The organism is Candidatus Pedobacter colombiensis (assembly GCA_029202485.1).
In the GTDB taxonomy this organism is placed as follows: domain Bacteria; phylum Bacteroidota; class Bacteroidia; order Sphingobacteriales; family Sphingobacteriaceae; genus Pedobacter; species Pedobacter colombiensis.
Map to the genome: position 1 here is coordinate 3,055,789 of CP119313.1, position 14,214 is coordinate 3,070,002.

The following is a 14,214-nucleotide window of genomic DNA, read 5'->3' on the forward strand; positions in this document are numbered from 1 at the left end:
CTTATGGTTTTACATTTTTAACATCAACCAAACTGTTCAGGTAATTTTCAATGTTCGTATAACCGTTTTTGAATTTATATTTCACCGCATCTGATGGATCATTAGGATTTAAACCATTTTTAATTTCCCATGCATCTGGCATTCCGTCATTATCCGAATCTTTATATGGAGTCCCCTTGTATACTGGATAACCGCCTACCTGACTAATGTCTGAAATAATCCCTTTCTTATAAGAATCATCCGGTAATCTTCTTTTGATAAACTGCCCTCCAACTCCCGGCTTTGCCTGATCACTGTATTTAACCACACCTGTTCTTACCTGCTCTACAACACGAATATCCACAGGATCACGCTTTGGTAATGTTGCACCTGCATTGTTCAAAACATAAGTATAGGCATCTTTTGCACTGATTGTAGTTACATGTGCCATTGGCAAAGGTTTATCTGTACGGATAGAGTCCAGCAATTTTTGATTATTTGTTGCATCTGCCGGCTGTATGCCACCTGCCCAATTGTCTTTCGTTACTTTTTCATTTCCTTCTACTATATTTCCGACAACATAAGCTCTTCCAAATAGATGCGCATACCTTTTATCACGTCCAGATTCCGGCTTTAAGATCCTATAGGAAATTGGCTGACCTGCAGGAGTAACTGGTCCTGGTTTATAATAATTATTGATAAAACTAAAAAACGAATTGTTGTCACCTCCATCAGCACTTCTGTTCCACCAGTTAAAAATAACATTATTTACAAAACCGAAGTCGCCATACATACCTACTGAAGGACTTCTGCTGATATTCGATGCCCATAAATTTCTCATAAATGTGCTGTTTAAACCACCAATCGTACTTCCAAAAGAATGGTTATAAGTATCTAATGCTTCAGAGAATATTGAGTTTTGTATGGTCACATTTACCGTTGGTAGTTTTTCAGGTTTAGCTCCCTCTGTCTTATAAACATGTCTGTAAATAGACATATTTTCATCTAGTCCCCAGCTGGCTGACACATGGTCGATCATAATGTTACCTATTGGATTTCCTCCCAAGGCATCATCTCTACGGGTTACATCTGTAGCGCCGCGACGGAAACGCATATAACGAATTACGACGTCATGCGTATCTATCCACACAGACTCTCCTGCTATACATATCCCATCACCCGGAGCCGATTGTCCGGCAATAGTAACATATGGCGCACGAATACTAACCGGGCTTTTTAATTTTATAATTCCGGCAACGTTAAAGACGATTATACGGGCACCTCCCTCTTCGCAGGCGGCACGAAATGATCCTGGTCCGCTATCTGACAGATTTGTGACCACAATCACCCTACCTCCACGACCACCATAAGTAAACGCGCCACCACCTTCAGCTCCTGGAAAAGCGGGAATATTAGCCTGCAAAAGATCTGAAGGTTTTGATGCATTTGGAACATAAGGTTTGCCATTTTTGGCTTCTTGCTGAACAATCTTAAAGGCTTTTTCCCATGCCAGATCAGATAATTTATCGTTTTTTGCCTGAACAGCATCTGACGAGTCCTGCATTGCATGTGGAATGGTTGGATATTGTGCCACTGCATGTTGAGTACCTAATAGAGCGCCAAAAAGCAGTATGTTATTGAGTTTCATATTTTATGAAGTGATTTATTGAAAGCTAAGTGAAAAAGTATGATCGAAGTGATCATACCTTTTCACTTAGCTTATATTAAAGATGATTAATAACCGTTTGTTCCAAACTCAGCTGAGTTGGTAATTGCATCTAACAATGATTGCGGAATAGGGCGGACTTTATTTTTATTGTCATTAAAATTTACCCCAACAACAGGATTTGTTGCTTGCAAATAAGCCTTGGTCAAATTTCCTGTGCGTTTCAAGTCATACCAACGCCAGTGCTCACCTGTCAACTCCCTTCCTCTTTCTTTTAAAATATAATTCACAGTCATATCTGAAGGCAGTACAACCATAGCTGTTTCACGTGTAGTCAATGCAGCTCTTTTTCTAATTACATTTACATATTGTGCTGCTTTATTCTGGTCATTATTGTATAATAAAGCGGCTTCTGCAGCAACCAGATAAATATCACCTAAGCGAATGATAGGAATATCGCCCATCCAGTACTGATTGGAATAATCATACATTTTGCTAGAGAACTTTTTCATTGCAGGGAACATATTGGTCAGATCTACATCTGGTGCTTGTATGGATGAAGCAAGTTTATAATTACCTGTTGCAGCATCAAAAATATCACTTGGATCTGCTACCAGCATAGGCATCTTCTTTTTCGTTGCGGCATCGATTGTCCAGTTAGGTGTAAACACTGCTAATCCAGCATCATTGGCCATATTCTTTTCTTCTTCCAGCTGCTGTGCACCAAATAACCCAGTATACGCAGCTGTAGTTCCCAATATGGTTTTTCCAACTATAGAAGCGTCTTTTCCATAGGTTGTTGCCAATGACTGAATAATCACCTTATCAGTGTTTGCATAAAATTTATAAGTAAATGTTTGAGCAAAACGGGTATCAGGTGTAGTTTCACTAGGTTCAAAAATACTGGTTAGCAAATATTTACTTGGCTTAAAATATTTTGCATTTGAACGTCCATAAAGAATACTGGTCTCTCTGGCTCCCCACTCCGCGCCGCGGCCACCAAGATCCGGCAAATAGTACTGGCGGGTACGTCCTCTATTAAAGTTTTCAGGATTTAGTCCTGCTGTAGCATCAACTGCCTGTAAGAATAAAAATTCGGGATTATTTTTATTATTCGCACCATCCCACAATTTAGCGAAACCTGATTTCTGAGCGTCACTTAAATATAAAGAACACTTATATTTTGCAGGATTATTAATCAATTCTTCTGCAGTTTCAAGAGCCAATTTTGCATACTGATCTTTTTCACCAAGCCTTGTTCTTTGCAGATAAGCTTTGGCCAATAACGCATAGGCTGCTTTTCTGGTTACACGACCTCTTAACGTTTGATCAATGGGTAAGTTATCACATGCAAATTTAAGATCTGAAAAAATTAAATCATAAAACTCCTTTTCAGTGCTGCGCTTAGGTTCTGTATCTACACCACTAATTGCTGCAGATTTTGTTTGCAACACCACACCACCAAATTGCTCGACCAGATTAAAGTTGGCATAGGCCCTGATAAAATAGGCTTCAGCTATCTTGGCATTTAATTCCTGCTGAGTAGCATATCCCTTTACATCTTTGGCATAATAAATAGCAGTATTACAAAAGTTAATCATTGAATACAAACCATTCCAAATTACTTTTAATGTGCCACTAGCCGTTGTTAACGAGTTGTCATATAAGCAAAGGCCAATCTCACTAGTACCATAGTTGACCCAACTATCTGTACCCGCTTCTGTGGGGCCAATAAAATCAACTTTTCCGTGAAAAAAGTAAAGATCAGTATAGCAACCATTAATTAATCCTTCAAAGCCCGCTTTTTCTCCATAAGCAGTCTCTAAGGACACTGTACTTGGATTATATTCATCTAACTTGGTGCAAGACGACAATACTCCTGATGAGATAAATAATCCGGCAAACAAAATTCTATATATCGTTTTCATCTTCTTCAATTTTATTTTAATTAAAATGACATATTAATACCTAATACCAATTGTTTATACAATGGGAAAGAGTCTGAGCCTCCAGTTTCAGGATCTACATCTTTTAGCAAACTACTTTTTGCATAAATAAATGGATTATATGCTGTTCCATAAATTCTCATTCTTGAGATACCCAATTTGCTGCCAACATTTTTAGGAAGTGTATACCCTAATGTGACATTTTTAATTTTTACATACGAACCATCAACAATGGACAATGCTGACAAGTAGTTTGAGCTCATGGTTGATCCCGGCTGAGGAAAATCATTAGTTGGATTAGTTGGTGTCCAGTAATTATAGGATGCCGGCTGAGCAACAGCATTCCAATACCCTAAAATAGGAGCATTAATCGTCTGACCATACCTCATGTTTACAAAAACTGTTAAATCAAAGTTTTTGTAAACAAATGTATTCTGCAAGCCTAAGGTCCAATCTGGATTCCTATGGCCCAAAATCATTTTATCTTTTGCTGAATAAGTGTGTACTCCTTCATCAGAAACGCCATTAGCATCGTTTCTTGGAACCGTTGCCAGTTTGACATCTCCAGGTTTAGCACCATATTTTAAAGCCTCTGCTTCTTCACCCAATTGCCAAACACCAATTTTTTTGTAATCGTATGTTGTTTTTAATGGGTAACCAACAAACAAATTTTCAGAAATCAGTTGGTCTGCACTAACCGAATTTCCAAGATCAATACTTTTTAATTTTTCTTTTGCTTTTGTAAATGTTAATGCAGAACTCCACTGAAAATCTTTATTCACAATATTCCTGCTGTTTAATGTAAATTCTATGCCTTGGTTTTCTGTTTTAGCGATGTTTGAGACCTTGATATAAGAATTTTTAGCATCAAAACCACCAGAAGTAGTAGGCAGTGCTCTTTTATACAAAACACCATCGGTATGGGTATGATACCAATCTACACTAACATTTAGACGATCTTTGAGTAAAGAAAAATCCAAACCTAAATTGGTACTATACGATTTTTCCCAGGTCAGCTCGAAATTTCCCAATGCTTGCTTTAATACATAAATTGGCAATATTGAGGTTCCGCCGAGAGATAAATTTGAAGCAGCCGTTTTAGCCGAAACTTCGGTAATACTTTGGTAAGGATCAATACCATCATTTCCTGTTCCCCCATAACTCGCTCTTATTTTCAGATTACTTAGCCATGATTTTGTATCCTGCATAAAGTTCTCTTCACTAATTCTCCATCCAAGAGCAACAGAAGGAAATGCTGACCAATGTTTAAACAATTGAGATGCTCCATCCCAGCGATTAGAAGCAGTAAGTAGATATTTACCTTTATAACTATAATTTAACCTTGCCGCATATGACATTTTACTGATCTCTGAATATGATGTACCTCTTCCGGTAACATTTTTTCCGGCGCCCAAATTATAATAAAGATATTTATCATAGTCCAAACCATCTACGGATGTAGTTGAGCTCTCATTTTTTGTTGATTGCATTGAAGTTATACCTGTAACCGTAAAACTATGATCGTTTTCTAGAACAAAATTATAGGTAGCAAAATTCTCCCAAATATAACTGTATCCCAGTCCTGTTGAATAACTTGCTTCTTTATTTATCCTTGATTCTGAAGCCAGATTGTAGGATTTCTCATTTTGAAAAGTACCATTGCGAGAAGAAGATATGGATAAGCCTAAATTTGATCTTATCATAAGATTTTTAATGGGAGTAAATTCTGCGTAAGGATTCAATGCCAAATTAAGATTCTTAGTATTATTTACGAGCACCCCTGGAGCATAATTAGCAATTGGACTAACATAACCCGCAGTCTTATCTGTTTCAGTACCTAATGGGTAAAGTTTTACAGACCCGTCTTCATTATAAGCTTCGCCTACAGGAGGTACACCAAAGGCTTTATTAATGCGACTATTGGTTGCATCAATATTTTTACCATTAAATGTGGTTTGGATACCAGCTTTCAATAATTTATTGAATCTAACATCAACACCTGCCCTTACATTAAAGATTTGAGAAGCATCGCTTTTATAAATTCCCTTTTCACCAATGTAACCCAATGACATGTAGGCCTGTGTTTTTTCGGTGCCACCTCTTAAAGAAACATGGTGGTTTTGTTGTATCCCTGTTCTTAATGTTTCGTCAACCCAGTCTATCCATTGTCCGGCGTTAATTGCATCTCTTACATTAGCAGCAATATCTAAGTCAATTAAACTGTTAGCTTGTAGACCTTTTAGGGCAAAATACTTGTCTTTTAAATACTGTACCCAGGCATCATTCATTAGTGGCTTAGGAAATTTAGCAAATCCATTTACTCCATAATAGCTATCTACATCTATCTGCGTCTTTCCGTCAATTGCTTTTTTGGTAGTCACAATAATTACTCCATTCGCACCAGCAACACCATAAATTGCGGTTGAAGAAGCATCCTTCAAAACATCGATAGATTCAATATCGTTAGGATTTAACATAGTAATATTTCCAGGAATCCCATCAATAATGTACAAGGGGGTTGATGATCCATTAATTGATCTGTTTCCCCGCAACAGTATACTTGGACTAGCACCTGCCTTGCCGCTAGAGCGTTCAATATCTAAACCCGCTACTCTACCTTGCAGGGCTTCAATTGGATTACTGACCGGACTTAAGGCAATATCAGCTGCCTTTACACTAGAAACGGCACCTGTTAAATCCTTTTTCTTAACAGTACCATACCCAATAACTACTACTTCGTCCAGCCCTGAATTACCTTCTTCTAAGATAATATTAATTGTCGTTTTATTACCTGGACGAACTTCCTGAGTATTGAAGCCAATATAGCTAAAGACCAATATTTCATTCCCTATTGGTAGGGTTAACTTGTAAGCGCCATTTGCATCAGTACTTGTAACTGTGCCTGATCCCTTAATCCTTACGCTTACGCCTGGGATTGGTTTTCCTTTTGCATCTTTTACCGTACCATTGATTACAACCTGTGCAGTTTGTTTTCGATACGAAAGCAAATTTTCGATGGGTAAACTTGAGCTATTGGCTCCATAAGCTGTTGCCGATAAAACCAGTGATGCTAGCAAAGGCATACTTACCATCCTCGTTTTTTTACTTAAATAGTGGTGGGTTTGTAAAATTGGATTCATATTTTGGTTATTTTGGTTTCTAAAAAGTAATACGGAGAAGCGCATTTTTAAATAAATCGACTATGCCTGATTTTACATCAGACATAGTCGATTTATCTTCAATAATTATCCTTATGGTTTAACTGTCTTAATAGGAACAACACTATTTAAATAAACTTCGATATTAGAATATCCGCTCTTAGTGATTTTAGCTGCATCAGAAGCATCATTAGGATTTAATCCGTTTTTAATTTCATAACTATCTGGCATACCATCATTATCAGAATCCTTATAAGGCGTTCCTTTATATTCAGGATAACCACCTACCTGACTGATATCTGTAATGATACCCATTTTATAAGAATCTTTTGGCAATCTACGATGCTGAAAATCCGGTTTATCTGATAGTTTTACATCCTTCAGGTAGTCAATTTTACCTGTTCTTACTTGTTCAATTATACGCGTATCCACAGGATCACGTTTAGGTAAAGTTGCACCAACATTAGCCAATACATATTTATGTGCATCCATTGTTGGCAAAATGGTCATTTCTGCCATTGGGAATGGTTTTTTAACACGCATAGCAGCGAAGTATGGCTTTGCCTGATCGTAGGTCATCAGGCTACCTTTCTTATCTTCCAGCTGAATGCCACCATCCCAATTATCTTTAGTTACTTTTTCATTACCCTCAATGATATTTCCTTCAACATAAGCTCTTCCAAACACCACATAAGGCAATTTGCTTCGGCCAGATTCAGGTTTTAATATTCTATAGCTGATTGGATCTTTTAAAGAGGTTACCGGACCTGGTTTGTAATAATTGTTAATAATATTATACATAGCAGTATAATCGCCGCCATCTGTAGAGCGGTTGTTCCAGTTAAAAATCACATTATTGGCGAAATTAAAAATACCATTCCAGCCAATCGATGGATTACGAGCACCATTATCGGCCCAGAGGTTACGCATAAAACTGCAGTTTTCTCCACCAAGGGTACTTCCAAAAGCATGGTTCCAGGTATCCAAAGCCTCGGAGAAGATAGAGTTTTGGATGGTAATATTTACTGTAGCCAACTTAACTTCAGGTTTACCAGTACTGTCATTATACATATGGCGATATATAGACATATTTTCGTCAAGCCCCCAACTGGCTGAAACATGATCTATCATGATGTTGCCTACCGGATTTCCTCCGATTGCATCGTCTCTACGACCAACAAAAGTTTCTCCCCTTCTGAAACGCATAAAACGAACTATTACATCATGTGTATTTAACCAAACTGACTCTCCAGCTACACAAACACCATCACCAGGTGCGGTTTGACCTGCAATGGTAATATAAGGTGCACGAATAATTAAAGGTGTGTTAATCCGGATAATTCCAGATACATTAAATACTACGATTCTTGCGCCACCCTGTTCGCATGCATCACGCAAAGAACCCGGACCGCTATCATTTAAATTTGTAACCACAATTACGCGCCCCCCGCGACCACCAAAGCTATGTGCACCACCACCTTCTGCTCCTGGAAAAGCCAATAGTTCTGATTGTGGAAGATCCACCGGTCGGCCTGCCCATGGAATATAGGGTTTGCCTTCTTTTGCTTCTTTCTCTATGATAGGAAGTGCCTTTTGCCACGCAATATCTGATTGACGATAAGCTTCATTCATCATATCCTCTGATTTTTTTTTGATATCAGGAGGTATATTAGGGTATTGAGCAAAAGTTGAAAACGCTGCTACAACAAGTGTTGCAGAAAATACGAATTGCAAAAATCTAGTTTTCATCGATGTTTAGGCTAACAAATACCAAAAATTAAGCAATCATTTTTCAGATACAGGATCTAGTTGAAATATATAAAACGAGCTCATTTTTTGGTATTTCTGGTTTAATTCTTTTTTGGTTAGATTGTGTATTAGTCCAAAATTGCAACCTAAAAAACGCTATTTACTATAGCATTTTCTCAATATTTTGTACAATCTTATCACATTACTTTTTTATACGTCAAAATAACGGTTTATATTGCAAATCTGTTACATATTTTTGAAAATAATGGAAAGTTGAAAGAGCACAAATAATTTCATTATATTTAACCAAGGGTTAACGAGCCTCTATAACATTTTTATTAAACTAACTTTTGCAATACATACTCAGACTGCCTTCGTCTGTGTTTATTGATACTTTAAACAAAATACACCTACCAACTGTATAAAAGAAATGAAGAAAACAATAGTAATGATCTGGTTGATGCTCCTTCTTATTATAGTAGGCGCATTATTTTGGTATAATGAATGGGTATACCAGTTGCCGACACCGGTTCCTAAGAATTACAAAACAGTTAACATTGGAGAAGTAATTGAATTAAATAGCCAACTAAAAAAGTTAAATAATAATCCCCTTTTTCTTCACTTCTTTAACCCTGATTGCCCCTGCTCAAGATTTAACATTAAAAACTTTAAATCATTAGTCGCCCAATATAAGACTCAAGTGAATTTTATAGTGGTTGTCGTTAGTCATAAAACATTTACTGTTAATTCGATACAAAATAAATTCAATTTAGATATACCCATTTTGTTTGACAATTCTATAGCCAGCTCCTGTGGGGTTTATTCTACACCGCAAGCCGTACTTATAGATAAGGAACATAAACTATATTATAGGGGAAACTACAACAGAAGTCGCTATTGCACTGACGAAAAAACAAATTATGCAAAAATGGCTATAACAGGCCTATTAAATCAGCATACCAGACTAACTTTTAGTCAGTTTGCATTAAAAGCCTATGGTTGTCAATTGCCAGATTGCACTCAATAATAAAAATCGATTATGAATACAAATTTTAACCTCTCCAACAATCAGAGACCTACACTCCTGCTTGATGTAAAGGAAAGATCAGACAGGTTGATGAATTATTTTCTGGCCAGTTTTTTTTTAGTTGGATTAATACTCGCAGGATATTATGATACCTGGCTGATCGCATTTGGTGTTGGCGGAATTTCATTACTAGCCTATTATTCTGCTAAAATAGCTTTACCTAATTCTTCTCTGTACCAGTATACTTTAAGCACTGTTCTCGGCATTTTTATGGCTCAGTTTATTTACCAAATGCATGGGCTATTTGAGATGCATTTCTTTGCTTTTATTGGCAGTACCCTGCTCATTACTTACCAAAAGTGGAAGCTGCAGATTCCTATATTACTGGTGGTCATTCTACATCACACCATTTTCAGCTATCTGCAAAACATTGGCTTTACTGAAATCTATTTCAGTAAAATTGACTACATTGATCTACAAACCCTTATCATTCATTTTCTACTGGCCGGTGCAATATTCTTTATTTGCGGTTTGTGGGCTTATCAGTTAGAAAAATATAATAAGCTACGGAAACAACATGAGGTAGCGCTCGACAAATCGAATCAACAGCTAAGAAAATTTAATATGGAGCTCGGAAAAGCTCGAAAGGAGGCTGATCAGGCCAATCAGGCAAAGAGCATATTCCTTGCTACTATGAGCCATGAGATTCGTACTCCTATGAATGGAGTAATCGGAATGTCTGCCTTGCTGGGAGAAACTTCCTTAACAGAAGAACAGCGAATGTTTAACAAAACGATTGGCACCTGTGGCGAAACGTTGATCAATGTAATCAATGACATTCTTGATTTTTCAAAGATCGAATCCGGAAGCCTGGAGCTCGAAAAAGAGGTTTTTGATATTCGTCAATGTCTTGAAGATGTACTTGACATTTTTACCACCAAAGCGGCACAAATACACTTAAATCTAACTTATGAAATTTATGAGGATGTGCCCCTACTGATAATAGGAGATCATTTACGACTGCGTCAGGTTTTAACTAATCTGGTAGGCAACGCAATGAAATTTACTGAACATGGAGAGATTTGCGTACATGTCCACCTGGAAAAAAGAAGATCAGATGAACAAATAGAATTAAGATTTGATATACGGGATACTGGCATTGGCATACCAGAAGATAAGTTGAAGCGGCTTTTTAAGGCATTTTCACAAGTGGATTCCTCCACTACAAGAAAGTATGGAGGTACCGGACTTGGTCTGGCAATATCAGAAAAGCTGGTCAGTTTAATGGGAGGGCATATTTATGTAAGAAGTCAAATAGGTGTTGGTTCTACTTTTTCCTTTACAATCAGCACAGATCTTGCCCCATTGAAATCAACGTCTTATACTCATCTTCAAAAAGAAGAGACATTCCAAAATAAACTGTCGACTAATTTTTACCAGAAGTTTCCACACCATATACTCATTGCAGAAGATAACCAAATGAACCAATTAGTAATTGTTAATATTCTTCGCAAAATGGGCTATCAACCAGATCTGGTTAAAAACGGATTAGAGGCTATCGAAGCAGCTAAGCAAAAGGATTATGATATAATTTTGATGGATATACAAATGCCCATCATGGATGGTTTGGAGGCAACCCGGATTATTCGGAGGGCAGCTGGATCGCAACCTATCATTATTGCGCTGACAGCCAATGCGATGGCGGATGATGAAGAAAAATGTTTAAATGCTGGAATGAGTGATTATATCCGAAAACCCTTTAAACCTGAAGATCTAATGAATAAGCTTGAAAAATGGTACACTTTTAAAATAACAAAAGCTGCTGCCTCTCGGTAGCAGCCTTAAACACACAATAATTATCTTTTAGTTCTGCATCTTCACATCAACATTAAGAAAAACTCCTTTTTGCGAGTTATTAGTCGAAATAGAATTGACATAAAAAGCACCATACTTACCTTCAGGTGTAAGAAAATAGAACAAGCTTCCTGCAATAAGCCCTGTTGTAATAGCCTTTAAGGTTGGTTTTGCGCTTTTACCCGCTGTTATAATCTGATCGGCCGTTCTTAAAGCCAGAAATGCAGCAGATTGCCCTGTTTTTGGAGCTGCAAACAATGTCCCTTTCTTTGTCCAGGAACTAATATCATAAGCTGTGAAGGGCAGTGGAGTCGCACTTAAGGAATAGGCATTATATACATAACCGGAAAGCCTTCCATTAGTATCAAACGTAGGAGTTCTAAATAAGCCCAAATCAATATTAGCAGAACTAGCGGCCCCATTACTATAATTAAATAATTCGCCGGTAGTAAGTGCAAAATAACAATTCTTTACTTTCTCCAACGTGTCTGGTGCGTAAAGTTCTCTACCTGCCCAATATTTGTAATCAGATCTTACATCTATAGTTATGGTCTTGTTACCATCACCCAAATATATACCGGTGTTATCTAAAGCCCAGATGCGATAAGAGGTTTTCCCTACTCTGGTATTCATTTTAAGTTTGACTATTCCTGAATAACTTCTTCTTTGCGTATTATCGAGCATTATTTTAGAAGGGATTGCTGCAGATGTTTCAAAAATAGCAATTGCATACATATCTTTTTTAGCAGATTCGACAGTATATTCTAAATATACACTATCCCCAGCATTTACCTCCTTATAATCGGTTACTGCATAAGGACTATTTGAATGATAGGTAACCTTTACATCGCCAAACATATTAAAAATATTTGTAGTTTCCTTTTTGCAGGAACTGAGGAATAAGGCTGCAACTAAAGCATAGCCCAAATATTTGTTTAATCTTTTCATCATTGTTATTAGTTGTTTTGATTAAATAATTATTTACAATGGGTCGAATGTACCGCCATCCCATCCTATGGTCTGTTCCAATAATGGACTAGAATTCATAAAAGTAGAAGGTAGCGCATAGAAGTAGTAGGTTTCAGGAATGCTAAATCCGGTAACTCCAACTGTATTTATAGTAGATGTAAAGTACTTATCAAACGTAGCTTTATCATTTACATTAATTCCATCTCTAAATCTTGTTCCATTACTTGTTATAGCTTCCAGTTCTGTTTTTAAAGCTGTTGATTTAGTTGCCCAGGTTACAACTTGCATCTGCCCGCTTAAAAGATGGAAGCGACGAGTTCTTCTTAGATCGTAACCACGCTTACCTTCAAATGCAAACTCGACCATTCTCTCTCTCATAATCAAATCGCTCATTTCGGTTCTACTAGTTGCAAGATCAAGACCATAGTTTTTTGTGCCCTGGACTATCCCTGCTCTAATACGAATTTGCTTAACCAGATCTTTTGCTTCGGCTAGATTACCGATCTCATTAGCGCACTCCGCATAATTCATAATTACTTCTGCAAAGCGCAATTCTATCCAATCCATGCCATTACCTCCAAAATCGTTAGAATAACTAACTGCACCTTTGGCTAAATCCGGATCTGCAAAACGTTTCATATAAAAGCTCTGAGGAGAAGACTCAGTAACATTTCCTGTATAGTTCCATTGTCTTCGGTTAGCTAACCCACTCAGTTTCCATGCACTACCATTATAAGCAATAGTCGCATCGAGTCTTGGATCCCGATTAACCCAAAACATAGAAGGATCGTAAGTAAAAGATGAAGCCTTGTCAATTGGTACACCATCTTTCATGCTATAAGCATTAACCATATTTAACGTAGGTAAAAATGCAGATGGAGAACCTCCTTCTTCAACAGGTCTCAACTTACCCTCTACCGCCTGGCCTCTTTTGGCTACTTTGTTGGAATACGATCTTACAATAATTGCCTCTGGATTGGCAGCTCCTTCTTTTAAGAAGATATCTGAATAGTTTGGCATTAAAGCATTGCCGCTTGCTTTACAAATATCATAGGCATCTTTGCACGCTAGATACGCGGTTTGCCATCTTTTAGCATCATAAGGGTGAGCAGGATCATTAGTTGGATTAAACTGCGGACTAGCCCAATACAATAATACCCTACCTTTTAAGGCTGCTACTGATGCACGTGTAAATTTCCCCCTTTCATTCGCATCATTCCAGGTAACTCCATTCAACAATACCATTGCTGAATCCAGATCATTAACAACAGCTTTAAAACATTCTGCAGCTTTTGCCCTTCCTTCTAATTTAATATTATCAGGATCTTGTGGTTCCAATACCAGCGGCACACCACCATATACGCGTGTAAGCTCAAAATAAGAAAGTGCTCTTAGTGCAAAGAACTGCCCTCTTAGCTTGTTTTTAGCATCCTGAGATAAAGTTCCTCCAGGGATTTCCTTTATTGCATTATTGCAGCGAGCAATATCAAAATACTTGTTATCACCTTTATTATTTCCCTGGTACTTCTGGGCAACAAATTTAACATCATTAGCGATCAAGGAACCATTAACCCCGATTGCTTTTCTCATGATGGCATCTGATGATGAGAAACGGTCCTCATCGCTGGCATATAATACGTTATTAGCAGCTAGTTCGTAAGGAAATTCTGGCATCACTACATCATAAGTACCATTTAGCAGAAACTGTATTGCACCTTCATTATCCCATATCCTGGAATCCATGCCGTTCCTGTCTTTCAGATCAAAAAAGTCTTTTTTACAGCCGGTAAATGCAGTCACTAAAGAAGCCAATGCCGCTATAGTTAATGCTTTTTTATATTGAAATTTCATTGTTCTGATTTTAAA

At 37.4% G+C, this 14,214-nt stretch carries 8 protein-coding genes; 2 read left to right on the forward strand and 6 right to left on the reverse strand.

Annotated elements, in window-relative coordinates; all coding sequences use genetic code 11:
* Position 1 precedes the first annotated feature (1 nt).
* The 4 genes from P0Y49_12945 to P0Y49_12960 all read right to left on the reverse strand — a co-directional run bounded on the left by P0Y49_12945 (position 2) and on the right by P0Y49_12960 (position 8,498).
* Positions 2 to 1,627: a polysaccharide lyase gene (locus P0Y49_12945; GenBank protein WEK17703.1), complete on the reverse strand. Its 1,626-nt coding sequence runs from the start codon at positions 1,625 to 1,627 to the stop codon at positions 2 to 4.
* Between the two features lie 86 nt (positions 1,628 to 1,713).
* Positions 1,714 to 3,573 carry a RagB/SusD family nutrient uptake outer membrane protein gene (locus tag P0Y49_12950; protein ID WEK17704.1) on the reverse strand — a complete coding sequence of 620 codons (1,860 nt, stop codon included), beginning with the start codon at positions 3,571 to 3,573 and terminating at the stop codon, positions 1,714 to 1,716.
* 20 nt (positions 3,574 to 3,593) lie between these two features.
* Complete coding sequence (locus P0Y49_12955) at positions 3,594 to 6,731, reverse strand: TonB-dependent receptor (protein WEK17705.1); 3,138 nt, start codon at positions 6,729 to 6,731, stop codon at positions 3,594 to 3,596.
* Between the two features lie 111 nt (positions 6,732 to 6,842).
* Complete coding sequence (locus tag P0Y49_12960) at positions 6,843 to 8,498, reverse strand: polysaccharide lyase (protein ID WEK17706.1); 1,656 nt, start codon at positions 8,496 to 8,498, stop codon at positions 6,843 to 6,845.
* Positions 8,499 to 8,928: 430 nt separating this feature from the next.
* On the opposite strand from P0Y49_12960, the gene P0Y49_12965 reads away from it, so the two are divergent.
* Both P0Y49_12965 and P0Y49_12970 read left to right on the forward strand, forming a co-directional pair.
* Positions 8,929 to 9,525 (forward strand): redoxin family protein, encoded by a 597-nt coding sequence (locus tag P0Y49_12965; protein ID WEK17707.1) that lies wholly within the window; start codon positions 8,929 to 8,931, stop codon positions 9,523 to 9,525.
* Between the two features lie 12 nt (positions 9,526 to 9,537).
* Positions 9,538 to 11,361: an ATP-binding protein gene (locus P0Y49_12970; GenBank protein ID WEK17708.1), complete on the forward strand. Its 1,824-nt coding sequence runs from the start codon at positions 9,538 to 9,540 to the stop codon at positions 11,359 to 11,361.
* Between the two features lie 27 nt (positions 11,362 to 11,388).
* On the opposite strand, the gene P0Y49_12975 is transcribed toward P0Y49_12970, so the two are convergent.
* Positions 11,389 to 12,330, reverse strand: coding sequence for a hypothetical protein (locus P0Y49_12975; GenBank protein ID WEK17709.1), 942 nt, complete (start codon positions 12,328 to 12,330; stop codon positions 11,389 to 11,391).
* 30 nt (positions 12,331 to 12,360) lie between these two features.
* Complete coding sequence (locus P0Y49_12980) at positions 12,361 to 14,199, reverse strand: RagB/SusD family nutrient uptake outer membrane protein (GenBank protein WEK17710.1); 1,839 nt, start codon at positions 14,197 to 14,199, stop codon at positions 12,361 to 12,363.
* Positions 14,200 to 14,214 lie beyond the last annotated feature (15 nt).